The organism is Solimonas sp. SE-A11 (genome assembly GCF_030345715.1).
GTDB lineage: Bacteria > Pseudomonadota > Gammaproteobacteria > Nevskiales > Nevskiaceae > Solimonas_A.
Genome location: NZ_JAUASX010000002.1, coordinates 230,674 through 252,902, shown reverse-complemented (window position 1 = coordinate 252,902; position 22,229 = coordinate 230,674). Strand labels below are relative to the sequence as shown.

18 protein-coding genes are annotated in these 22,229 nt (G+C 67.7%); 9 read left to right on the top strand and 9 right to left on the bottom strand.

Translation table 11 applies throughout. The features are described from left to right. Positions 1 to 10 precede the first annotated feature (10 nt). Positions 11 to 493: an MSMEG_0572/Sll0783 family nitrogen starvation response protein gene (locus tag QT386_RS04635; protein ID WP_289272573.1), complete on the bottom strand. Its 483-nt coding sequence runs from the start codon at positions 491 to 493 to the stop codon at positions 11 to 13. Between the two features lie 382 nt (positions 494 to 875). On the opposite strand from QT386_RS04635, the gene QT386_RS04630 reads away from it, so the two are divergent. After that, positions 876 to 2,273, top strand: a complete 1,398-nt coding sequence (locus QT386_RS04630; protein ID WP_289272572.1) for a PLP-dependent aminotransferase family protein — start codon at positions 876 to 878, stop codon at positions 2,271 to 2,273. A 112-nt stretch (positions 2,274 to 2,385) separates the two neighbouring features. Here the strand turns inward: QT386_RS04630 and QT386_RS04625 are convergent, their stop codons facing one another. Genes QT386_RS04625 through QT386_RS04605 form a run of 5 tightly spaced genes read right to left on the bottom strand, consistent with a single transcriptional unit; the run spans position 2,386 to position 7,839 of the window. Continuing rightward, positions 2,386 to 3,285: an alpha/beta fold hydrolase gene (locus QT386_RS04625; RefSeq protein WP_289272571.1), complete on the bottom strand. Its 900-nt coding sequence runs from the start codon at positions 3,283 to 3,285 to the stop codon at positions 2,386 to 2,388. Between the two features lie 11 nt (positions 3,286 to 3,296). Next, positions 3,297 to 4,889 (bottom strand): DHA2 family efflux MFS transporter permease subunit, encoded by a 1,593-nt coding sequence (locus tag QT386_RS04620; protein WP_289272570.1) that lies wholly within the window; start codon positions 4,887 to 4,889, stop codon positions 3,297 to 3,299. Continuing rightward, entirely contained in the window at positions 4,886 to 5,995 is a 1,110-nt protein-coding gene (locus QT386_RS04615; RefSeq protein ID WP_289272569.1) for an HlyD family secretion protein, read from the bottom strand. Before QT386_RS04615 ends, QT386_RS04620 begins: the two co-directional genes overlap by 4 nt. Positions 5,996 to 6,011: 16 nt before the next feature. Then, complete coding sequence (locus QT386_RS04610; protein ID WP_289272568.1) at positions 6,012 to 7,337, bottom strand: TolC family protein; 1,326 nt, start codon at positions 7,335 to 7,337, stop codon at positions 6,012 to 6,014. Beyond that, the gene (locus tag QT386_RS04605) at positions 7,327 to 7,839 is read right to left on the bottom strand and encodes a MarR family winged helix-turn-helix transcriptional regulator (RefSeq protein WP_289272567.1); all 513 of its coding nucleotides are present in this window, start codon (positions 7,837 to 7,839) and stop codon (positions 7,327 to 7,329) included. Before QT386_RS04605 ends, QT386_RS04610 begins: the two co-directional genes overlap by 11 nt. A gap of 316 nt (positions 7,840 to 8,155) precedes the next feature. Between QT386_RS04605 and QT386_RS04600 the strand changes: the two genes are divergently transcribed. Further along, positions 8,156 to 10,207 carry a DEAD/DEAH box helicase gene (locus QT386_RS04600; RefSeq protein ID WP_289272566.1) on the top strand — a complete coding sequence of 684 codons (2,052 nt, stop codon included), beginning with the start codon at positions 8,156 to 8,158 and terminating at the stop codon, positions 10,205 to 10,207. 251 nt (positions 10,208 to 10,458) lie between these two features. Further along, positions 10,459 to 12,246, top strand: coding sequence for an acyl-CoA dehydrogenase C-terminal domain-containing protein (locus QT386_RS04595; protein WP_289272565.1), 1,788 nt, complete (start codon positions 10,459 to 10,461; stop codon positions 12,244 to 12,246). Positions 12,247 to 12,402: 156 nt separating this feature from the next. Here QT386_RS04595 and rluF read toward each other — a convergent pair whose 3' ends face one another. Continuing rightward, positions 12,403 to 13,101 (bottom strand): 23S rRNA pseudouridine(2604) synthase RluF, encoded by a 699-nt coding sequence (gene rluF, locus QT386_RS04590; protein ID WP_289272564.1) that lies wholly within the window; start codon positions 13,099 to 13,101, stop codon positions 12,403 to 12,405. A 151-nt stretch (positions 13,102 to 13,252) separates the two neighbouring features. On the opposite strand from rluF, the gene QT386_RS04585 reads away from it, so the two are divergent. Continuing rightward, the gene (locus QT386_RS04585; RefSeq protein WP_289272563.1) at positions 13,253 to 14,428 is read left to right on the top strand and encodes an NAD(P)/FAD-dependent oxidoreductase; all 1,176 of its coding nucleotides are present in this window, start codon (positions 13,253 to 13,255) and stop codon (positions 14,426 to 14,428) included. Between the two features lie 127 nt (positions 14,429 to 14,555). On the opposite strand, the gene QT386_RS04580 is transcribed toward QT386_RS04585, so the two are convergent. Further along, complete coding sequence (locus QT386_RS04580) at positions 14,556 to 14,927, bottom strand: YidH family protein (protein WP_289272562.1); 372 nt, start codon at positions 14,925 to 14,927, stop codon at positions 14,556 to 14,558. Between the two features lie 81 nt (positions 14,928 to 15,008). Further along, positions 15,009 to 16,496 (bottom strand): OmpA family protein, encoded by a 1,488-nt coding sequence (locus QT386_RS04575; protein ID WP_289272561.1) that lies wholly within the window; start codon positions 16,494 to 16,496, stop codon positions 15,009 to 15,011. A gap of 194 nt (positions 16,497 to 16,690) precedes the next feature. Here QT386_RS04575 and prfB point away from each other — a divergent pair. The 5 genes from prfB to QT386_RS04555 all read left to right on the top strand — a co-directional run bounded on the left by prfB (position 16,691) and on the right by QT386_RS04555 (position 22,110). Continuing rightward, positions 16,691 to 17,786 (top strand): peptide chain release factor 2 gene (gene prfB / locus QT386_RS04570; protein WP_289272560.1). Its coding sequence is split into 2 segments (ribosomal slippage): positions 16,691 to 16,762 and positions 16,764 to 17,786, totalling 1,095 coding nucleotides; the frame shifts between segments, so codons are not numbered across the junction. A gap of 4 nt (positions 17,787 to 17,790) precedes the next feature. Continuing rightward, entirely contained in the window at positions 17,791 to 19,296 is a 1,506-nt protein-coding gene (gene lysS, locus QT386_RS04565) for a lysine--tRNA ligase (protein ID WP_289272559.1), read from the top strand. A 79-nt stretch (positions 19,297 to 19,375) separates the two neighbouring features. Further along, positions 19,376 to 21,241, top strand: a complete 1,866-nt coding sequence (recQ, locus tag QT386_RS04560; protein WP_289272558.1) for a DNA helicase RecQ — start codon at positions 19,376 to 19,378, stop codon at positions 21,239 to 21,241. A 108-nt stretch (positions 21,242 to 21,349) separates the two neighbouring features. Then, on the top strand, positions 21,350 to 21,904 hold the full coding sequence (locus QT386_RS23345) for a DUF3016 domain-containing protein (RefSeq protein WP_367401382.1): 555 nt from the start codon (positions 21,350 to 21,352) through the stop codon (positions 21,902 to 21,904). Next, positions 21,871 to 22,110: a DUF3016 domain-containing protein gene (locus tag QT386_RS04555; RefSeq protein ID WP_289272557.1), complete on the top strand. Its 240-nt coding sequence runs from the start codon at positions 21,871 to 21,873 to the stop codon at positions 22,108 to 22,110. The genes QT386_RS23345 and QT386_RS04555 overlap by 34 nt, the downstream gene beginning before the upstream one ends. The last annotated feature ends 119 nt before the right edge of the window (positions 22,111 to 22,229 follow it).

Here is a 22,229-nt window from a genome sequence, read left to right as displayed (position 1 = left end):
TGCGTCGGCCTTACACGGTCCAGGTGTGGATCATGAAGGCGTTGTCGTTGCGGTGGAGCAGGATCAGGTCGAGCACGTCCAGCGGATTGATCGGACGGATGCCCGGCAGCAGCGAGTGCTCGCCGTGGCCGTAGAGCATCTGCAGCGCGAAGCGGCAGCAGTACACCTTGCCGCCCTCGGCCATGAACGATTCCAGCTGCTTGCTGAAGTTCTGCGCGCCGGGGAAGGCCTCGTCGCCGATGGTGGGGAAGCCACGCTGGATGCCCAGCGTCACGCCAGGGCCGTACAGCAGGATCGAGGTCTCGAAGCCCTTACGCTGCAGGCGCTTGCCCTGCAGGATGTTGACCAGGCCGATGGAGCCTTCGAAGGCCACGGTGTGGAAGGTGACCAGCGCTTTCTCGCCGGGCTTGGCCTTCACGTCCTCGAAGACCTTCTCCTCGTAGTCGACGAAGAAATCGCCCTTCTTGGTGGCGGGGGTGCTGACTGCGGGCATGGTGACTCTCCAGGTGTGTGCGGTGGTTCGGGAATTTCGCCGTTCCCTGTCGCGGCACCTGATACAGCGCAACCGATGTGCCAATTGTTTCGCCGGAGTCGCCTGGAAAATGCGATCAATGTGAGACATTCCGGAATCTGCGAAACATTTTCTTCGCACTCGCCGCAGGCGCGGCAGCGCACTCGCCCGCTATCGCGCGAAACACCGCGAAACACCTGGTTTTGCAGGGATAAAGTGCCGCATCAGGATGGCGCGCGCGCTGCCTGGCGGTGCAGGCGCTGGGCATTCGTCGTGCAACGCATGACCAATTGATCGCGGTTTGTATGCAATCAATGTGGAACAGTTGTTGCGAGCGCCAGGTGATCCACCGGAGAGATCACCCATGTCCAATGAAACCAGCCGCTGGGCCGCCGCCATCCGCGCCAGCAGCAAGCCGGCCTACGTCGCCCTGGCCGATGCGTTGGCCGAGGACATCCAGTCCGGCAAGCTGGCGGCACTGCAGCGCCTGCCCACGCTGCGCTCGCTGGCGCTGGCCCTGGACCTCAACTTCAGCACCGTGGCCCGCGGCTACGCCGAGGCGCAGCAGCGCGGCCTGATCGACAGCCGCGCTGGCAGCGGCAGCTTCGTGCGAGAGACGCTGCGCTCCGGTCCGGTGCGGCGCTCGCCGCCGGCTGGCCTGGTGGACATGACCATGAACATGCCGCCGGAGCCGCGCGACCGCGCGCTGCTGCAGCGTTTGCGGGAGGGCTTCGCCAGCCTGGCGGAGGCAGACCCCTATGCCATGCTGCGCTACCAGGAGTTCGGCGGACTGCCGGAGGACCGCGAGGCCGGCGCGCGCTGGCTGTCGCGCCATGTGCCGGGCCTGGACGGCGGGCGTGTGCTGGTCTGCCCTGGTGCGCAGGGCGCGCTACTGGCCCTGTTCACGCTGTTGGCGCGGGCCGGCGACAGCATCGCCTGCGAGGCCGTGACCTATCCCGGCATCAAGGGCCTGGCGGCGCAACTCGGCATCCGCCTTGCCGGCCTGCCGGCCGACGACGAAGGGATCGACCCCGAGGCCTTTGGTGCGCTCTGCGCGGCTGATCCGCCCAAGGCCCTGTACCTCAATCCCACGTTCAACAATCCCACCACCGCGGTGATGTCGCAGGAGCGGCGCGAGGCGGTGGCCGAGATCGCCCGCCGCTACAGCGTGCCCATCGTGGAGGACGACCCCTACGCCCGCCTGCCGCGCCAACGCTCGGTATCGCTCGCGGCCCTGGCGCCGGAGCTGACCTTCCACGTCACCGGCTTCTCCAAGTGCCTGGGCGCCGGCATGCGCATCGGCTACGTCTCGTTGCCGAGCGCGCGCTACACCGCGCGCCTGTCGGCGATCATGCGCACCACCACGGTGATGGCGCCACCGCCGATGGTGCGCCTGGCCACGCGCTGGATCGACGACGGCACCGTGCGCGCCATGACCCTGGCGATCCGCGAAGAATCGATGGCGCGGCAGCAGCTGGCCACCGAGGTGCTGCGCAAGGCCGATTACTTCACCAAACCCGAGGCCTTCCACCTCTGGCTGACGGTGCCGCCGGCCTGGACGCGCATCGAGTTCGCCACCCACCTGCGTGCGCATGGGGTCGGCGTGGTGGTGTCGGACACCTTCACCGTCAGCGGCACCGCGCCCGAATCGGTGCGAGTCTGCCTGGGCGGCCCCGCCGACCGCGAGGAATGCCGCCACACCCTGGAGATCATCGAGGACGCCATCGAGCAGGCGCCGGCGATGATGTCGCGGGTGATGTGAGTGGTGGGCTTCTTCGATCCCGCGCGCGGAACCGGGAATCCGCTAGCCAGCATCCGCATCACCCGTAGCCCGGTTGCCGCAGACAAGCCGGGACCACACTGGCGGCCCGTAACTAACCCTTCAGGAATCGCCCCAGCTCCCGCATGAAGCGCAGCGGCTCGTCGCTGAGCGGTACGTGGCCGGATTTCTCGAAGCGCACGATGCGGCCCTGCCGCACCTGGCGAGCGATGCTCATCTGGCCCTCCGGGTGGTAGAGATCGGAGCGCATGCCCACCAGCACCGTCACCGGCACCGGGCAGCCGGCGAGGGCGGGGCGGTAGTCGTGCCCGCCGCTTAGATATGACGCGAGCGTCGCACGCAGGTCGCCCAGGTGCGTGGACGGCACCAGGCGCGAGAACAGCCAGGGCCAGTGCGAGGCGGCGCGCAGCGTGCTGCGCAGGGCCGGCTTGCCGGCGATCTGCGACAGGGTATCGGCCAGCGTGTCCATTGTCTGCCGCCGCGCGGGTGGCGGCAGTTCCGTCAGGCGTCCTGACTGCGCATTCTTGGCCAGCACGTCCTGCAGGCGCTGCAGTGCGCCGAACAGCTCAGTCTGGCGCTCGCCCCAGAGGCCGTAGTTCCAGCCCTCGCGATTGCCGACGCAGGGCGACTGGTCAATGTGCAGGTAGCGCCGCACGCCACCAAAGCCGCCGCTGTGCAGCAGGTGCAGCGCGGTGCTGCCGCCCAAGGAATAGCCGGCCAGCAGGAAATCCTGGAGGCCGAAGTGCTTGATGATGTCCTGCACGTCCTCCATGTGGTTCTGGAAGATGTCGGCCTGGTTCAGGCGCACGCCGGCCGAGCGGCCGGCGCCGCGGAAGTCCGGCAGGTAAAAGCGGAAACGGTGCAGGTAGGGCAGCAGGAAGGGCAACCAGTAGCGGCTGTCCATGCCCATGCCGTGCAGCAGCAGTGCGGGCTGGCCGCGGCCGATGACGCGCACGTGCAGGCGCTGGCCGTCGCGGGCGTTGACGAAGGGCATCTCGGGTTTTCCTAGTGTGAATCCACCGGCGCCTTGGCCGGCGGCTTGGAGCGCTTCACCAGCCACACGGTCATCGCCATGAGCGCGGTCAGTGCTGCCAGCAGATAGTACACGTCGATGTAGGCCAGCATGCCGGCCTGGCGGCCGATGATGCCGGCCATGGCGGCGTGGGCCGCCTGCTCGCTGCCCAGGCTGGCGCTCATGGACTGCATCGTGGCCTGGTAGGCCGGGTTCAGCGGGTCGATGTGTTCGGCCAGGTGCGAATGATGGACCTGGTTCGCCCGCGCCAGCGAGAAGGTCACCATCGAGATGCCGATGCTGCCGCCGAGGTTGCGCATCAGGTTGATGATGGCGGTAGCGCTGCTGGTCTGGCCGGGAGGCGTGTCGGCATAGGCCAGGGCGTTGAGCGGAATGAACACGAAGGCCAGGCCGAACATCTGGAACATGCGCAGGGCCACCAGTTGTCCCTGCGAGACATCCAGGTCGATCGTGGTCAGCACCAGCATGGCCAGCGTGATGAAGACGTAGCCGCCGCTGGACAGGATGCGCGAATCCACGCGCGTCACCAGCATGCCGACCAGCGGCATCATCACCACCGTGACCAGAGCGCCAGGCGACACGACGATGCCCGCATCCATCGCCGAGTAGCCCAGCAGGGTCTGCATCATCTGCGGCAGCAGCACCGACAGGCCCATCAGCGGAATCGACATGCCGGCGACCAGCAGGTTGGCGATGGCGAAGTTGCGGTTGCCCAACAGCCGCAGGTTGATGATCGGGTGCTCGTGCGTCAGCTCGCGGTACACCAGCAGCGCCAGCGAGACCGCGAGCACCATCAGGCTGGAGACGATGAAGTCCGAATCCAACCAGTCGTGCTTCTGCCCCAGGTCCAGGATCAGCTGCAGACTGCCCATGCTCAGCGCGATCAGCGCGAAACCCATGTAGTCCACGCGGATACCGGACTCGCGGCGCTTGCGCGTGATCTCGCGGGCCTCGGGCGGATCGCGGATCAGGGCCATGGCCATGGTGACCAACGCGATGCCTACCGGCACGTTGATCAGGAAGATCCAGTGCCAGGAGAACTGGTCGGTGATCCAGCCGCCCAGCGCCGGGCCGAATGCCGGGCCGGAGATCACCGCCATGCCGTAGACCGCCATGGCCATGCCGCGCTGTTCCTGCGGGAAGGAATCCGCCAGGATCGCCTGCGACACCGGCTGCAGGCCGGCGCCGGCGGCACCCTGCAGGATGCGCAGGCCGATCAGCGCCGGCAGTGATGGCGCCAGGCCGCAGAGCAGCGAGGCCACGGTGAAGGCCACGATGCAGCCGATATAGTAGCGCCGCCGGCCGATGGTGTCCGACAGCCAGCCGGTCATCGGCAGCACGATGGCATTGGCGACCAGGTAGGAGGTCAGCACCCAGGTGGCTTCCTCGGTGCTGGCGGACAGCGAGCCGGCGATATGCACCAGCGAGACGTTGGCGATGGCGGTGTCCAGCACCTCCATGAACGCCGCCATGCCGCAGACCACGGCGATCAGGTAGGTGAAGCGCGCGCCGGCCTTCGCCGGGCGCCGGGCAGGCTCCTCCAGCGTGGCGGCCGTTGCGCTCACCGTGCGACGGCCTGCAATGCGGCTCCGTGCGCGTCGTCGGAGATGTCCACCCGCGGCTGCACCGACATGCCGGGCACCAGGTGCAGCGTCGCCTCCGGGGCGGACTCGAAGACCAGCTTCACCGGCACGCGCTGTACCACCTTCACGAAGTTGCCGGTGGCATTCTCCGGCGGCAGCAGGGCGAAGGCCGAGCCGGTGCCGGCTTGCAGGCTGTGTACGCGGGCCGCGAAGTCCCGGCCGGGGTAGGCGTCGATCTCCACGTTCACCGGCTGGCCCACGCGCATGTGCTGCAGTTGCGTCTCCTTGAAGTTGGCCACCACCCAGGTCTGCGTGCCCACCAGCGCCATCACCGGGCCGCCCGCGGCGATCTGCGAGCCGGGCTGCAGGTTCTTGCGCGTGATGCGGCCGGGCGTGGGCGCGACCACGCGGGTGTAGGAGAGCTGTAGCTTCGCCAGGTCCAGCGCCGCCTGCGCCTGCGCCACCGCGGCTTCGGCGCTGGCCAGCTGCGCTTCCTTGGCGGCGGTCTGCTGCGGCGTGGTCTGGGCCATCGCCAGTTGAGCCGAGGCCTGCTCGGCCTGAGCCTGCAGGGCATGCGCGGTGCTGCGGGCCTGGTCCAGCGCCTGCGCGGAAATCTCATCCTTGGCGTAGAGCGACTCGTAGCGCCGGGCATCGGCCTGCGCGCGTTCGGCCTGGGCACGGGCCGCGCGCACCGCCGCCTGCGCCTGCGCGACATTGGCCGGAGCGCTGGTGTTGGTCATGGTGAGGTCGGCCTGCGCCGAGCGGGCCTGCGCCTGGGCGGCGGCGAGATTGGCCTCGGCCTGGCGCAGCCGCGCCTGGTAGTCCGCCGGGTCCAGCTCGAACAAGGGCTGCCCGGCCTCGACCTGCTGGTTGTCCTCCACGTGTACCGCCACCACGGTGCCGGCGACGCGCGGCGCCACCATGGTCACGTCGGCCTCCAGGAAAGCGTCGTCGGTGGTTTCGTAGCTGCGCGAATGCCACCACCAGCCGCCGATGCCGAGGACGGCGGTGGCCAGCACCGCCAGCAGTATGACGCGTCGTCGGCCGGCAGCTTGCGGGGCGGGCGAGGGAGTCGGGTTCGTATCCATGGAGAGTCTTGCCGCTTCAGAGTTCGAAGGACTGGCTGCGGCCCTGCGCCGCCGCCAGGTTGACGCGTGCCTGCTGGTAGGCCGCCAGTGCGCCGATGTACTGGCTGCGCGCACGTGCCAGACTGGCCTGCGCGCTGACCACGTCCACGTTGTTGGCTACGCCGTTCAGGAAACGGTCGCGCGCAAGCTCCAGTTCGCGGCTGGCCAGCTCGCGCGTGGCGGTGGCGGCCTTTACCTGCTCCGCGGTGTTCTGAACCGTGGCCAGGGCCAGGCGCACGTCCTGTTCCACCTGCTGGCGCAGGTCCTCGGCGCGCTCGCGCTGCTGTTCCAGTTTCAGCCGGGCCGCATCCTCGCCGGCACGCAGCGCGCCGCCGCTGTAGATCGGCAACTCCAGGCTGGCGCCGTAGCGATAGGTGTCTTCCTCGCCGCGCACCGGCGTCTTGGAGGACTGGCCATAGTCGGCGAACAGCGCGAGCTTGGGCCAGCGGCGTCGCTGCGCAGCATGCAACTCGGCGTCGGCCTGCTTCAGCGCGGCATCGATCGCGGCGAGCTCGGCGCGATGTGACTTGGCCTCCTCCAGGGCTTGTTCGGCGCCAGGAACGGCCGCGTCTGAAACCTGCAGGTGCCCGCCGAGCTGCAGCGGTGCATCCATCGGCAGCACCGCGGCACGCTGCAGCTGCAGGCGCGAGCGGGCGATGGCGGTCTCGGCCTCCGACAGCGCATAGCGATCCTGCGCTAGGGCGGTCTGCGCGCGGGCCACGTCCACGCCCGAGGCCACGCCGGCCTCGCGCTGGTCGCGCGCCAGGGCCAACAGGTCCTCGGCCAGCACCAGGTCGGCACGGGCCGCCTCCACGGCCTGCTCGCCGGCCAGCACTTGGATGTAGCTCAGCGCCACCTGCGCGGCGATCTGCTCGCGACTCTGCTCGGCCTGCGCGCGGGCCGCCTCCACCGCAAAGCCGGCGCCGGCCAGTTCGCTGCTCTGGGCAAAATCCAGCACCGCCTGCGACAGCTTCAGGCGTGCGTCGAACACCGAGTAGGGGCCGATCAGCGACGGCAGCCCCGGAAACTCGAAACCCAGGGTTGCCGGATTGGTGGTCTGCCGGGTCTGCGAGACGGCCGCGCCGAGCTGCGGCAGCAGGCCGGCCCGCGCATTGTTGCGCTGTGACTCGGCCAGGCCCACCGAAGCCTCCGCGATCCGCTGCGGCGGCGATAGCTCCAGGGCTCGCTTGACCAGGGCGGGCAGCGTCAGCGGCGCGCCCTCCTGCGCCATGGCCGGCGGCGCCAGCAGCGCAGCGGCGATCAGGGCCGCGCCAATACGGCTACGCAGATGTTCAACCCTCATGAGTATTCATGTCCTCATCCGGATTCCTGCGCTGGTGCACCCCTGCCACCAGCTTGAGCAGCAGTTCCTGCAGCAGCGTCCGTTCACCGGGGCTCAGGGAGGAGAGGAAGCGCTGTTCCTGCTCCAGCACGCGGGCCATGTAGCGCTCGCGCCAGGCGCGGCCGGCGTCGGTCAGGTCGATGGCGTTGGCGCGGCGGTCCTCGCTGTGCCGGCTGCGCTGCAGCAGGCCGCGGCTTTCCAATTCGTCCACCACCTTCATCGTGGTGGTGCGGTCCAGGCTCATGACCGCGGCGATGTCGGTCTGGCGCAGCCCGCCCTTGCGAAACAGCAGGCTCAGAATTGCGTAGTGGCGGATGCCCAGGCCCTCCTCGGCGAAGACGGCGTCCATCTCCTCGGCCAGGTCCTGGCGGGTCCGGGCCAGCAGGAAGCTGAGGTTGCCCTTGAACTCGGCGGGCAGCAGGTCGCTGAACAGCGGACGAGGGGCGGGGGAGGGTAGGCTCATCGCCAAATATAATCACTGAAAATGATTATATGCAATGCAACTAAACCGATTGCCTGAAGATATTTTTGCTGCTGTGCAGCAATTTCCTCTGGAATCGGTTAAGATACGGGCGCTGCTGCATGATTTGCAGCAATTTTTTCATCGAGCAGCCCCTGGGTCCCCGGCTTTCGAAGGCGCACAGACGCCTTCATGAGGAAAAGCCTTCTGCCCTTGAGGCCGAGACTTTTCCGCGTTGCCGGCCTGCATGCCGGCAGCGCACTCTGCGCTGCGGTCGGTCGCCGTTCAGAGCCCATTTCTGACGCCCGAGGGGTACCCCATGTCCGACGAATCTTCCGTCCGTTTTGCCGATCTTGGCCTGAGCGAGCCTGTGCTGCAGGCATTGTCCGAGGTCGGCTACGAGTCGCCTTCGCCGATCCAGGCCGCCACCATTCCCGAGCTGCTGGCCGGCCGCGACGTGCTGGGCCAGGCCCAGACCGGTACCGGCAAGACCGCCGCCTTCGCGCTGCCGGCGCTGTCGCGCCTGGACGAGAGCCAGAAGAAGCCGCAGGTGCTGGTGCTGGCGCCGACGCGCGAGCTGGCGATCCAGGTCGCCGAGGCCTTCCAGAAGTACGCCTCGCACATCCGCGGCTTCCAGGTCCTGCCGATCTACGGCGGCCAGAGCTATGGCCCGCAGCTGGCCGGCCTGCGTCGTGGCGTGCAGGTCATCGTCGGCACGCCGGGCCGCGTGATCGACCACATCGAGAAGGGCACGCTCAGGCTCGACGCGCTGCGCTATCTCGTCCTGGACGAGGCGGATGAAATGCTGCGCATGGGCTTCATCGACGACGTCGAGAAGATCCTGCAGCAGACCCCGGAAAGCCGCCAGGTGGCGCTGTTCTCCGCCACCATGCCGCCGCAGATCCGCCGCATTGCGCAGACTTACCTCAAGCAGCCGGCCGAGATCACCATCAAGGCCAAGACCACCACCGCCACCAACATCCGCCAGCGTTACTGGATGGTCAGCGGCATGCACAAGCTGGATGCGCTGACCCGCATCCTCGAGGTGGAAAGCTTCGAGGGCATGATCATTTTCGCCCGCACCAAGAACGAGACCGCCGACCTCGCCGACAGGCTGTCGGCACGCGGCTTCTCCGCCGTGGCGCTCAACGGCGACATCGCCCAACGCGATCGCGAGCGCATCGTGCAGAAGCTCAAGGACGGCACCATCGACATCGTGGTGGCCACCGACGTCGCCGCCCGCGGCCTGGACGTGGAGCGCATCAGCCACGTCGTCAATTACGACATACCGACCGACACCGAGTCCTACGTGCACCGCATCGGCCGCACCGGCCGCGCCGGCCGCAGCGGCGACGCGATCCTGTTCGTGGCGCCGCGCGAGCGCCACCTGCTGCAGGCCATCGAGCGCGCCACGCGCCAGTCGATCCAGCGCATGGACCTGCCCACCACCGATGCGGTCAACGACCAGCGCATCGGCCGCTTCAAGCAGCGCATCGTCGACGCCCTGGGCGGCGACGGCCTGGACGTGTTCCGCGAACTGATCGAGTCGGTGGAGCGCGAGCACAACGTGCCGGCCGTGGAGATCGCCGCCGCGTTGGCGCGCCTGGTGCAGGGCAACACGCCGCTGCTGGTGGCCGCCCCCACCGCGCCGGTGACGTCCGCCCGCCCGGCGGCGCGCGACTTCCGCGAGGAACGCCGCCCCGAGCGCCGCGACTACGCCGCCCCGGAGCGTCCGGTGCGTGCCGAGCGCTTCGAGCGTCCGGAGCATTCCGCCCGTGCCGAGCCGGTCGAGACGCCGACCCGCGCCGAGCGCTTCGAGAAGCCCGTTCGTACGGAGCGCCCCGAGCGTTCGGAGCGTCCAGAGCGCAGCGAGCGTTTCGGGTCGCGCCCGGAGCGCGCCGAACGCCCTGAGCGCCAGCGCCGCGAGAAGAACAACGACGAGCCGACCGAGACCTTCCGCATCGAGGTGGGGCACACCCACGGCGTGCAGCCCGGCAACATCGTTGGCGCCATCGCCAACGAGGCGGGCCTGGATAGCGAGTACATCGGCCGCATCGATATCCGCGAGGACCACAGCTTCGTGGACCTGCCGCAGGGCATGCCCAAGGACGTCTTCCGCGACCTGCAGAAGACCTGGGTCTGCGGCCAGCAGCTGCGCATCAGCCGCGCTGGCGACACGCCGGAGCTGCCGTATTCCACCCCGTCGAAGAAGCCGGCCAAGCCCATGGGCCTGGGCAAGCCGATGACGCCGCGCATCGCCTCAGGCGGGCAGCGCATCAGCCATGGCAAGTCCGGCCCCCGCGGGCAGGGTGGCTTCAGCCACGGCGGCGGCAAGCCCGAGCACCGCGGCCCGAAGAAGCCGCGCTACTAAGCCCCCAGCTAAGCGCAACGCCCTTCGTGGGAGCGGCCTCAGCCGCGATCTTCCAGGCCTTTTGGCCGGAGATCGCCGCTGAAGCCGCTCCCATTTGCGTTGTAGAGGCTGTGGTCCGCGCGAGCTTGCGAACAGGAATTCATCGGGGGTAAGAAAAACCAGCCCAGGCATGGGCTTCGGCACCAACATACGGTAGAGTACGGGCCTCAAATTCGGGCTTATTCCTTTCACTTCCTACTTGGAGACCGTTCATGGGTCAGTACACTCCGCCCCTTCGCGACATGCAGTTCGTCCTGCACGAGATGCTCAACGTCACCGGTGCGCTCAAGAAGCTGCCGGCGCACGCCGACATCGACGCCGACACCATCAACACCATCCTCGAGGAAGGCGGCAAGTTCTGCGCCGAGGTGCTGTACCCGATCAACCAGGTCGGTGACCGCGAAGGCTGCACCTACAAGGGCGACGGCGTGGTCACTACGCCCACCGGTTTCAAGGAAGCCTACGCCCAGTTCGTGGAAGCTGGCTGGGGCGCCCTGGGCATGGACCCGGACTTTGGCGGCCAGGGCCTGCCGCACGTGGTGCATAGCGCCTTCATGGAGATGATGAACTCCGCCAACCAGGCCTGGACCATGTACCCGGGCCTGTCGCACGGCGCCTACAACGCCCTGCATGCCTTCGGCACCCCGGAGCAGAAGCAGCTGTACCTGCCCAAGCTGGTCTCCGGTGAGTGGACTGGCACCATGTGCCTCACCGAGTCCCACGCGGGCACGGACCTGGGCATCCTCAAGACCAAGGCCGAGCCCGTGGGCGACGGCACCTACCGCATCACCGGCACCAAGATCTTCATCTCGGCCGGTGAGCACGACATGTCCAAGAACATCATCCACCTGGTGCTCGCGCGCCTGCCGGATGCGCCTCCGGGCACCAAGGGCATCTCCCTGTTCATCGTGCCCAAGTTCATCCCGGACGCCGACGGCAACCCCGGCAAGCGCAACGACTTCAAGTGCGGCTCCATCGAACACAAGATGGGCATCCACGGCAACGCCACCTGCGTCATGAACTTCGACGGCGCGCTGGGCACCCTGGTGGGCGAGCCCAACAAGGGCCTCAACGCCATGTTCGTGATGATGAACAGCGCCCGCCTGGGCGTGGGCATGCAGTCCGTGGGCCTGGCCGAAGTGGCGTACCAGAACTCCCTGGCCTATGCCAAGGACCGCCTGCAGAGTCGCTCGCTGACCGGCCCCAAGGCCAAGGACAAGCCGGCCGACCCGATCATCGTGCACCCCGACGTGCGCCGCATGCTGCTCACGCAGAAGGCCTACGTCGAAGCCGCGCGCGCCTTCAGCTACTGGGCCGGCCTGGCCATCGACATGGAGCACAAGCACCCTGACGAGAAGGTGCGCAAGGAAAACGCCGACCTCGTCGCGCTGCTGACGCCGGTGATCAAGGGCTTCATCACCGACAACGGCTATGACTCCACCACGCTCGCCATGCAGGTGCTGGGCGGTCACGGCTACATCGCCGAGTGGGGCCTGGAGCAGCACGTACGCGACGCGCGCATCAACATGATCTATGAAGGCACCAACACCATCCAGGCGCTGGACCTGCTGGGTCGCAAGGTGCTGGCCGACGGCGGCGCCAAGCTGATGAAGTTCGGCAAGGTGATCCAGGACCTGGTCAAGTTCCACGCCGAGAACCCGGCGATGAAGGAATTCAGCGAGCCGCTCGTTGCCCTGCTGGGCGAGGTGCAGAAGCTGACCATGGAGATCGGCCAGAAGGCGATGAAGAACCCGGACGAGGTCGGCGCTGCTGCCGTGCCTTACCTGCGCGTCATCGGCCACCTGGTGTTCTCGTTCGCCTGGTGCTACGCCGCCGGCGTGGCGGTGAAGAAGCTGGACAGCGGCGATGCCTTCTACAAGGCCAAGCTGACCACCGCGCGCTTCTACTTTGCCAAGCTCTATCCGGAGACCGCCTCGCTGATCAAGCAGGCCCGTGCCGGCTCGGCTTCGCTGATGGAGCTGGACGTCGAGAACTTCTAAGGCTTCTGCCTTGAAGCGATCAGGGGAGGGCCGCCGCGAGGCGGCCTTCTTCGTTGCGCCGGGCGTGTCGCCAGCAAGCTGGCTCCTACAACAATTCCGTACTGTAGGAGCCAGCTTGCTGGCGACCGCAGGCGCCTGGCTACAAGCTGGCTGACACTACCACTGCGTCCGCTCGGGCAGCAGGCGCTGCAATTCCTCGCGGCTCAAATCCCGCCACTGTCCCGGCCTCAGCTCGCCCAGCTCGATATTGATGATCCGCACCCGCTGCAGCCGCCTCACCTCGTAACCGAAGTGCTCGCACATGCGGCGAATCTGGCGGTTCAGGCCCTGGGTCAGCACGATGCCGAAGCGCCGCGGCCCTGCCCGCCAGACGCGGCAAGGCTTGGTCACCTGGTCCAGGATCGGCACGCCGCCGCCCATGCCCCGCAGGAAGTCCTCGGTCACCCACTGGTCCACGTCCACCACGTATTCCTTCTCGTGGTTGTTCTCCGAGCGCAGGATCTCGTTGACGATGTCGCCGTTGCTGGTCAGCAGGATCAGGCCGTCGGAATCCTTGTCCAGGCGGCCGATGGGGAAGATGCGCTCGGCGTGGCCGATATAGTCCACGATGTTGCCGCGCACGTGGCGCTCGGTAGTGCAGGTGATGCCCGGTGGCTTGTTCAGGGCGATGTAGACGTGCTTCTGCGCCCGCCGCCCCACCGGCCGGCCGTCCACCAGCACCTCGTCGCCCGCGTTGACCTGCGTGCCCAGCGTCGCCACCTGGCCATTGACCTGCACCCGGCCGGCCTCGATCCAGCTGTCGGCCTCGCGCCGCGAGCTGATGCCGGTCTCGCTGATGTACTTGTTGAGTCGCATGGCGCGCAGTTTCGGGGTTCCGGGGCCGGGTTTCCAGCGGCAAACCCTCCTTGTGGGAGCGACGCAAGCCGCGATCGGGCGCCTTGCTTCGCGACTGGCGTCGCTCCCGCGAGTGGAAACTCCCGTCCGGAACCCCGACACTGCGCGCGCTATGGACCATGACCTGATCATCCTCGGTGGCGGCGCCGCCGGCCTGATGTGCGCGCTGACCGCCGGCCAGCGCGGCCGGCGCGTACTGGTCGTGGAGCATGCCAACAAGGTCGGCAAGAAGATCCTCATGTCCGGCGGCGGACGCTGCAACTTCACCAACCTGCACACCGGGCCGCAGAATTTCCTGTCCGCCAACCCGCATTTCTGCAAATCCGCCCTGGCGCGCTACACGCCGGCGGACTTCATCGCCCTGGTCGAGAGCCACGGCATCGCCTACCACGAGAAGGAACTGGGCCAGCTGTTCTGCGACGATTCCTCCAAGCAGATCGTCCGGCTGCTGCTGGACGAATGTGCCGCCGCTGGCGTGCGCATCGAGGTGGACTGCGAGGTGCGGGATGTGGCCCGCCGGGGAGAAGGGTTTGCGGTGAGCACCGCTCGCGGTTGCTTCAGTGCCCCGAAGCTGGTGGTGGCCACCGGAGGGCTGTCGATCCCCAGCATGGGCGCCAGCGGTTTCGGCTACCAGCTGGCCCGCCAGTTCGGGCACGTTGTGCTGCCCACCCGCGCCGGCCTGGTGCCGCTGACCCTGAGCGGCAAGCCCCAGGAGCAATACCAGGACCTCAGCGGCCTGTCCTTCGAGGTGGAGGCGCGGGCCGGACGCCAGTCCTTCCGCAACCAGATGCTGATCACCCACCGCGGCCTGAGCGGCCCGGCGATCCTGCAGATCTCCAGCTACTGGCAACCCGGCGAGCCGCTGCAACTGGACCTGCTGCCGGACCGCGACGCCCTGGCCTGGCTTCAGGAGCAGCAGCAGGAGCGCCCCCTGGCCGAGCTGCGCACGATCCTGGGAGAGACCCTGCCCAAGCGCTTCGCCCAGCGCCTCTGCGAGGCCTGGTTCCAGAGCAAGCCCATGCGCCAGTACCGGCCGCAGGAATTGAAGGACCTGGCCGCACAGCTGACAGAGTGGCCGATCACCGCCTCCGGCACCGAGGGCTACCGCACGGCCGAGGTCACCCTGGGCGGCGTGGATACCCGTGAGCTGTCGTCGGCCACCATGGAGTCCAGGCTCGTGCCGGGGCTGCACTTCGTCGGCGAGGTGATGGACGTGACGGGATGGCTGGGAGGGTTCAATTTTCAGTGGGCCTGGGCGTCCGGCGTGGCCGCGGGCAAGTCGGTATAGCCCAGCCCAGAGGAGCGGCTGTTGGCCGCGACAAGCCGGCGATCACACCACTCCTCGTCGCGGCCAACGGCCGCCCCTACGACTAAGACTCATGCGCGGGGTTTCAAGGGCTCAGCCCAAACCCCAGCTAAGCCTGCGCGAACAGATACCCCGCCACCGCCACGCCCAAGGCCGCCGTCACCACGTTGGTCACCGTGGCTAGGTGCACCCAGTGCCCTTGAGGGATCTCCGCCCCGCGCAGGCTCCGCAGCACCCGCACGTACTGCGCGCTGGACATTAGCGCCAGCAGCACGCCGCAGAGGATGAAACCCACGCCCACCAGGTGCGAAGCCAGCCGCGGCCCCGGTGTCGCGGCCGTCTCCGGCGCTACGTAGCGCAGGAACAGACCGAAGCGCTCGATCACGAAGCCGAAGGCCATCAGGGTGAGACAGGTCCGGTTCCAGGCCAGCAGGGTACGCTCGGCGGCGAACAGGACGCGGGGGTCGTTGAGTTCGGACATGGGGGAAGGGTAGCAGCCACTGGCGGGGCGCCCAAAGAAAAACCCCGCCGGTTTGCGGGGTTTTCCTCAAAGCCTCAACTCTTACTCAATGACCTTCAGTTCGACGCGGCGGTTGTTCTCGCGGCCGGCCTCGGTGTCGTTGGTGTCGATCGGCTGGGCCTCGCCGTAACCCACCGGGGTCATGCGGTCGGCCGGGACGCTCTGGCCGGTGAGGAAGGTCTTCACCGCGTTGGCGCGGCGCTCCGACAGGCCCAGGTTGTAGGCGTCGGTGCCGACGCTGTCGGTGTGGCCTTCCAGCTCGACCTTGATCTCCGGGTAGGAATTCAGGGTAGCGCCCACGTCGATCAGGATGGTCTTGGCGTCCTCGGTCAGGCGGTCCGAATCGAACTCGAACTTCACGCCCTTGAGCACGAACTTGTTGGCGGCGCAGCCATTCTCGTCGACCTGCTCGCCGGCGCGCGGCTTGCGGCAGTCGCCGGTCAGGGCGCAGCCATTGGCCAGGACCTTGGCGCCGGCCGGGGTGTTCGGGCACTCGTCGATCTCGTCGGGCACGCCGTCGCCGTCGGCGTCAATGGTGCAGCCTTGCTCGTTGACCTTGGCGCCAGCCGGGGTATCCGGGCACTGGTCGAGACCATCAGGCACGCCGTCGCCGTCGGAGTCGACCGCGCAGCCCTTGTCGTCCAGCGTGGCGCCTTCCGGAGCCGGCGGGCAGACCGTCTCGACCACTTCCGGAGCCGGCTCTTCAGCCCTCTGCGTGTGGCCCAGCGGGATCAGGACGCCGACGTTGAACACGCCGTCATAGAAGCTCTTGTTCTCGTCCGGGGTGGTGCCGGCCAGGTTGCGGCCGTGGGCGTCCACGCGGTACAGGGCTTCGGCGCGCAGGATGATCTTCTCGCTGAGCGGGTACATGTAGCCCAGGCCGATATCGAACAGCGTGGTCTTGTAGTCGGGGATCGGGCCCGGGTGCTTGGAGGCCGCGCCGTGCATCAGGTTCAGCTTGGTGTACAGGTTCGGCATGCTGTTGAAGAAGGAGATCAGCGCGCCGAGGCCGACACCCTTGATCTCGGCCGAGCCGCCGCCGGCTTCGGCATCCATCTGGCCGTAGACGCCGATCAGTTCCAGCGCCATGCCGTTGGTGACCTTCTTGCCGATCGAGATGACGCCGCCCAGGCCGTCATCGGTGCCGCGGTCGTCGTCGGCATAGATGTAGGAGAACATCGGCGAGACGTACCAGCGGCGGTGGGCCAGGGCAGAGCCGGCACCGGAGCCTTCCTCGGAGGACTCGCCGCTGCCGTCGTCATAGGAGTCCGACGAGGCGGAATCGTCCGCCGGGGCTTCCTCGGCGGGGGCGGCGGCCTCTTCGACCGGCGCCTCTTCGGCCGGGGCCTCGGCAGCAGCGTCAGCCGGGGCGGCCTCGGCGCTGGCCTCTTCGACCGGGGCTTCGGCGGCAGCGTCCGCAGGGGCGGCTTCGGCGGCCGGATCGGCCGGCGCGGCCTCGTCCTGGGCCTGGACCGGGGCGATCATGCCCAGTGCCAGCAGCATTGCGAAAAGACCGAACCGACGTTTCATGCTTTCTCCCCTGTGATTCTTCCCTGGCGGGAACCCTAGTTGTTCGATAAATATAACAGTCGCCAGTGGCAACCGTCTGCTATTCCTCGATTTCTATCATGCGGGCGCGGCGCCCGACAACCGATGCGGCGGCGCTGCGGCTATAATCCGCGGCTCATTTTCACGGCCCCTCTGACGGGGCCCTCCGGCCGATCATGGAAATCCAGCAGATCAAGAGCGAGATCACAGCCCTGCGAGTGCGTTTCGACGCGCTCCGGGGCTATCTTTGACTACGATAACAAGAAGGACCGCCTCGCCGAGGTGAACGCCGAGCTGGAGGGCGGGGAGGTCTGGAACAAGCCGGAGTACGCCCAGAACCTGGGCCGCGAGCGCGCCATGCTGCTGGAGGTGATCGAGTCCATCGACCGCGCCACCAATGGCCTCAACGACGCCGGTGACCTGCTCGACATGGCTGAGGCCGAAGGCGACGCCGGCACGGTGACCGAGGTCGAGCGCGACGTGCTCAAGCTCGGCAAGCTGGCCGACGACATGGAGTTCCGCCGCATGTTCAGCGGCGAGATGGATACCGCCAACGCCTACATCGAACTGCAGGCTGGCGCCGGCGGCACCGAGGCGCAGGACTGGGCCGACATCCTGCTGCGCATGTACATCCGCTGGGCCGAGGGCAAGGGCTTCAAGGTGGAACTGCTGGAGCGTTCCGACGGCGAAGTCGCCGGCATCAAGTCCGCCAGCCTGTTCATCGAGGGCTCCTATGCCTATGGCTGGCTGCGCACCGAGACCGGCGTGCACCGCCTGGTGCGCAAGTCGCCGTTCGATTCGGGCAACCGCCGCCACACCTCCTTCGCCGGCGTATTCATCTCGCCCGAGGTGGACGACAACATCAACATCGAGATCAACCCGGCAGACCTTGAAGTGGCCACCTTCCGCTCCTCGGGCGCGGGCGGCCAGCACGTCAACAAGACCGAGTCGGCCATCCGCATCAAGCACATCCCCAGCGGCATCGTCGTGGCCTGCCAGACGCAGCGCTCGCAGCACGCCAACCGCGACCGTGCCATGAAGATGCTGGCGGCGCGCCTGTACGACGTCGAGCTGCAGAAGCGCAACACCGAGAAGCAGAAGGTCGAGGACTCCAAGAGCGACATCGAATGGGGCAGCCAGATCCGCTCCTACGTGCTCGACCAGTCCCGCATCAAGGACCTGCGCACCGGCGTGGAAGTCGCCGACACGCAGAAGGTGCTGGACGGCAACCTCGATCTCTTCATTGAAGCAAGCTTGAAGCAAGGCCTCTAACGCCATGACCGAAGAACAGAACCAGCCGCCGCAGGACGAAAACTATGTGATGGCGGCGCGGCGCGAGAAGCTGGAAAAGCTGCGCGCCCAGGGCAACGCCTACCCCAACGACTTCCGCCGCGACACCATGGCGGAGTTCCTGCACGGCAGCTACGGTGAGCGCGACGCCGCCTCCCTGGAAGCCGACACCACCGAGTTCCGCGTGGCCGGCCGCCTGATGGCCAAGCGCGGGCAGGGCAAGGTCAGCTTCGTCGAGCTGCAGGACCAGTCCGGCCGCATCCAGCTGTTCGTGCAGCTGAACGCCCTGGGCGAAGACGCCTACAACGACTTCAAGACCTGGGACGTGGGCGACATCGTCGGCGCCGTGGGCACGCTGATGCGCACCAAGGCCGGCGAGCTGTCGCTGCGCGTCAGCAGCATCAAGCTGCTGAACAAGACCGTGCGCCCGCTGCCGGACAAGTGGGCCGGCCTCACCGACACCGAGATCCGCTACCGCCAGCGCTACGTCGACCTCATCGTCAATCCGGAAGTGCGCAGCGCCTTCGAGAAGCGTGGCCAGACCGTGCGCTTCATCCGCAACTTCCTCGATTCCCTGGGCTTCCAGGAGGTCGAGACGCCGATGCTGCAGCCGATCCCCGGCGGCGCCACCGCGCGCCCGTTCATCACGCACCACAACGCGCTGGACCGCGATCTCTACCTGCGCATCGCACCGGAGCTGTATCTCAAGCGCCTGGTCGTCGGCGGCTTCGAGAAGGTCTATGAGATCAACCGCAACTTCCGCAACGAGGGCCTGTCCACCCGGCACAGCCCCGAGTTCACCATGCTGGAGTTCTACCAGGCCTATGCCGACTATCGCGACGCGATGGACCTAGTGGAGACCCTGGTGCGCGACGCCGCCATCACCGTCAACGGCAGCGGCAAGCTCAGCTACGGCGGCCGCGACTACGACATGGAGCGCCCCTTCAACCGCTGGACGATGAAGGAGGCGGTGCTGCGCAACAACGCCGACTTCGACATCGGCCGTGCCGATGATCGCGAGTACCTTGCGGCGTTCTGCAAGAAGGTGGGCGGCGACGCCAAGAAGGACTACGGCCCGGGCAAGCTGCTGACCGAGATCTTCGAACAGACGGTCGAGGCCACCCTGATGGACCCGACCTTCATCACCCAGTACCCGACGGAAGTCTCGCCCCTGGCGCGCCGCAGCGACAGCAACCCCGACGTCACCGACCGCTTCGAATTCTTCATGGGTGGCCGCGAGGTCGCCAACGGCTTCTCCGAGCTGAACGATCCGGACGACCAGGCCGGCCGCTTCAAGGCCCAGGTGCAGGCCAAGGACGCCGGTGACGACGAAGCCATGGTGTTCGACGCCGACTACATCCGCGCCCTGGAATACGGCCTGCCGCCGACCGCCGGCGTGGGCATCGGCATCGACCGCCTGGTGATGTTCCTGACGGACTCGGCCAGCATCCGCGACGTGCTGCTGTTTCCGCAGATGAGGCCGGAAGCCTGAGAGACGCCCTGGAGAGTCCGTTCGTGCTGAGCCTGTCGAAGCACGGACGGACTCCGCACTGCACGGTCAACTCCTGCGCATGACCGACGACCTGCTTCCCGCCCTCAAGCGCCACTTCGGCTTCGACAGCTTCCGCCCCGGCCAGGAGGCCGTGGTGCGGGATGCCCTGTCCGGGCGCGACCTGCTGGCGATCATGCCCACCGGCGGCGGCAAGTCGCTGTGCTTCCAGCTGCCGGCCCTGCTGCAAGAGGGCGTCATGGTGGTGGTGTCGCCGTTGATCGCCCTGATGCAGGACCAGGTGCGGCTGCTGGAGGACAACGGCATCGCCGCCACCTTCCTCAACTCCACCCTGGGCGGCGTCGAGGCGGCGCAGCGCATCCAGGCCCTGCGGCGCGGCGAGATCCGCTTGCTCTACCTGGCGCCGGAGCGCCTGCTGAGTTCCGGCTTCGTCGACAGCTTCCTGCTGCCCCTTCAAGAAACCGTGGGCATCTCCGCCTTCACCATCGACGAGGCCCATTGCGTCTCCGAATGGGGGCATGACTTCCGCCCCGAGTACCGCCAGCTCAGCCGGCTGCGCGAGTGGTTCCCCGAGGTGCCGGTCCTGGCCTTCACCGCCACCGCGACGCAGCGGGTGCGCGAGGACATCGCGCGCCAGCTCGGCCTGCGCGAACCGGCGCTGCACCTGGCCAGCTTCAACCGGCCCAACCTCTATTACGCCGTGAAGCCGCGCGGAAGCCGCGCCTTCGACGAGCTGCTGGGCCACATCCGCTATCACAACAAGGGTTCCGGCATCGTCTACTGCCTGTCGCGCAAGCGCGTGGACGAGATCGCCGCCGATCTGCAGGCCGCTGGCGTCTCGGCCCTGCCATACCACGCCGGACTCGACGGCGAGACCCGCCGCGAGAACCAGGACCGCTACATCCGCGACGACGTGCAGGTGATGGTGGCCACCGTGGCCTTCGGCATGGGTATCAACAAGCCGGACGTGCGCTGGGTGGTGCACTACGACCTGCCCAAGACCATGGAAGGCTACTACCAGGAGGCCGGGCGCGCGGGGCGTGACGGCGAGCCGGCGAGCTGCGTCCTGTACTTCGGCATGGGCGACATCCGCACTGCCGAATTCCTCATCGCGCAGAAGATCCACCCCCAGACCGGCGAGCCGCTGGAGGATGAACAGCGCATCGCCCGCCAGCAGCTGCGCCAGGTGCTGGACTACGCCGACAGCAGCGAGTGCCGCCGCGCCGTGCAGCTGCGCTACTTCGGCGAGCCCCATCCCGGCGGCTGCGGCAACTGCGACAACTGCCTGAACCCGCGCCCTCTGCAGGACTGGACGCTGGAGGCCAAGCAGATGCTCTCCGCCGTGGCGCGCCTGGCCCAGCGCCGCCAGCGCTACGGCGCCAGCACCGTGATCGACATCCTGCGCGGCGCCAAGACCGAGAAGCTGATCTCCAGCGGCCTGGACACCCTGACGGTCTACGGCATCGGCGCCGGCCGCTCCCAGGAGGACTGGCGCGCCCTGGTGCGTTCGCTGATGCAGCAGGGGCTGATGGAAGAGACGCACGACGGCTACCCCGTGCTGCTGCTCAATGCCGCCAGCTGGGAAGTGCTCAAGGGCGAGCGCAGCGTGCGCATGGCGGCCCCGGCCGCCGTGCCCAAGGCCTCGGGCAAGGGCAGGGCGGCCCGGGCGGCGGTGGCCGCCGGGGCAGAGCCGGACTCCGAGGAAGACGCCCTGTTCGACGCCCTGCGCGCCCTGCGCAAGAAGATCGCCACCGACCACGGCGTGCCGCCCTACGTCGTCTTCAACGACGCCAGCCTGCGAGCCATGGCGCGGCAGAAGCCCACCGACCAGGACGCCTTTGCCGCCATCCCCGGCGTCGGCGCCAAGAAGCTGGACGAGTACGGCTGGGACTTCACCGCCCTGATCCGCGAGCACGTCAGAGGCTAGGCCCCGGATCCGGAACAAACCGGCCCATCCGCTGGCTTTTAAGGGTACTTCCCCTGGCCCGGCGGAAGAGTAAGATCGAAGGCCCGCTCCCTGCCGCCAGGAGGTGCCATGCGATTCCCGTCGAAGCTGCTGGCCGCCGCCTTGCTCGCGCTGCCCTGGGCCACGGGCGCCGCGGTGGAGGTGCAGTACCTCCAACCCGACAAGTACACCGACGCCGGCCAGCGCCCCCCGGGCCGCGCACCGTCCGAACCCCTCAAGCGTGAACTGACCGCCGAGCTGCAGCGCCTGGGCCAGCAGTACCTCGAGCCCGGCCGTGACCTGTCCATCGACGTGCTCGACCTGGACCTGGCCGGCCGCTTCCAGTGGTGGGATGCTAGGGCCTGTCATCCATTCCCCCGTCGCTGCGACGGAGACCGTTTTGGCGCAGGGCTAAGTCCCGTCACGCGCGGTGTACTTAACGTACATAAGCGGGGCGGGACAACGCCCTGCGCCAAAACGGTCCCGCCCTCCGGGTGCCCCCAGATTTTCCGCCATGCGGTGTTGGTCGTCGGTCACTTGGAACCACCAAGCTCCCTCCTCCCGTCGTGCCTGGCGGAAAATCTGGGGGCATCGCAGCGATGGGGGAATGGATGGCAGGCCCTAGCCGCGGCGAGGTCCGCGTGATGGACGCCGTCGCCTGGCCGCGCATGCAGCTGCGCTACCGCCTGACCCAGGGTGGCCGGACGCTGGAACAGCGCGAGGAAAGCATCAGCGACCGCAATTACCTGGACACGTCGTCCGGCCGCGTCAGCGATCCGTTGCGCTACGAAAAGAACATGCTGGAAGCCTGGTTCCGCGACCGCTTTGGGGGCGGTCGGCCGCCAGGCTGAAGAGAAGAATAAGGGAGCTTGCACCGGCCTCGGTTGGTGGACAGTTGCTGACGTTTCTGACAACGCTGAACGTCTGTACGGACAGTCCCCGGCTGGGCGCCGTGTGTAACATTAGACGC

What these genes read in the sequence shown, in the direction of transcription:
- QT386_RS04615 (WP_289272569.1), bottom strand. Translation starts at nt 5,995, where the DNA reads ATGGATACGAACCCGACTCCCTCGCCCGCCCCGCAAGCTGCCGGCCGA.
- QT386_RS04635 (WP_289272573.1), bottom strand. Translation starts at nt 493, where the DNA reads ATGCCCGCAGTCAGCACCCCCGCCACCAAGAAGGGCGATTTCTTCGTC.
- QT386_RS04585 (WP_289272563.1), top strand. Translation starts at nt 13,253, where the DNA reads ATGGACCATGACCTGATCATCCTCGGTGGCGGCGCCGCCGGCCTGATG.
- QT386_RS04580 (WP_289272562.1), bottom strand. Translation starts at nt 14,927, where the DNA reads ATGTCCGAACTCAACGACCCCCGCGTCCTGTTCGCCGCCGAGCGTACC.
- QT386_RS04555 (WP_289272557.1), top strand. Translation starts at nt 21,871, where the DNA reads ATGGCAGGCCCTAGCCGCGGCGAGGTCCGCGTGATGGACGCCGTCGCC.
- lysS (WP_289272559.1), top strand. Translation starts at nt 17,791, where the DNA reads ATGACCGAAGAACAGAACCAGCCGCCGCAGGACGAAAACTATGTGATG.
- QT386_RS23345 (WP_367401382.1), top strand. Translation starts at nt 21,350, where the DNA reads ATGCGATTCCCGTCGAAGCTGCTGGCCGCCGCCTTGCTCGCGCTGCCC.
- rluF (WP_289272564.1), bottom strand. Translation starts at nt 13,101, where the DNA reads ATGCGACTCAACAAGTACATCAGCGAGACCGGCATCAGCTCGCGGCGC.
- QT386_RS04630 (WP_289272572.1), top strand. Translation starts at nt 876, where the DNA reads ATGTCCAATGAAACCAGCCGCTGGGCCGCCGCCATCCGCGCCAGCAGC.
- QT386_RS04625 (WP_289272571.1), bottom strand. Translation starts at nt 3,285, where the DNA reads ATGCCCTTCGTCAACGCCCGCGACGGCCAGCGCCTGCACGTGCGCGTC.
- QT386_RS04610 (WP_289272568.1), bottom strand. Translation starts at nt 7,337, where the DNA reads ATGAGGGTTGAACATCTGCGTAGCCGTATTGGCGCGGCCCTGATCGCC.
- QT386_RS04595 (WP_289272565.1), top strand. Translation starts at nt 10,459, where the DNA reads ATGGGTCAGTACACTCCGCCCCTTCGCGACATGCAGTTCGTCCTGCAC.
- QT386_RS04600 (WP_289272566.1), top strand. Translation starts at nt 8,156, where the DNA reads ATGTCCGACGAATCTTCCGTCCGTTTTGCCGATCTTGGCCTGAGCGAG.
- QT386_RS04575 (WP_289272561.1), bottom strand. Translation starts at nt 16,496, where the DNA reads ATGAAACGTCGGTTCGGTCTTTTCGCAATGCTGCTGGCACTGGGCATG.
- recQ (WP_289272558.1), top strand. Translation starts at nt 19,376, where the DNA reads ATGACCGACGACCTGCTTCCCGCCCTCAAGCGCCACTTCGGCTTCGAC.
- QT386_RS04605 (WP_289272567.1), bottom strand. Translation starts at nt 7,839, where the DNA reads ATGAGCCTACCCTCCCCCGCCCCTCGTCCGCTGTTCAGCGACCTGCTG.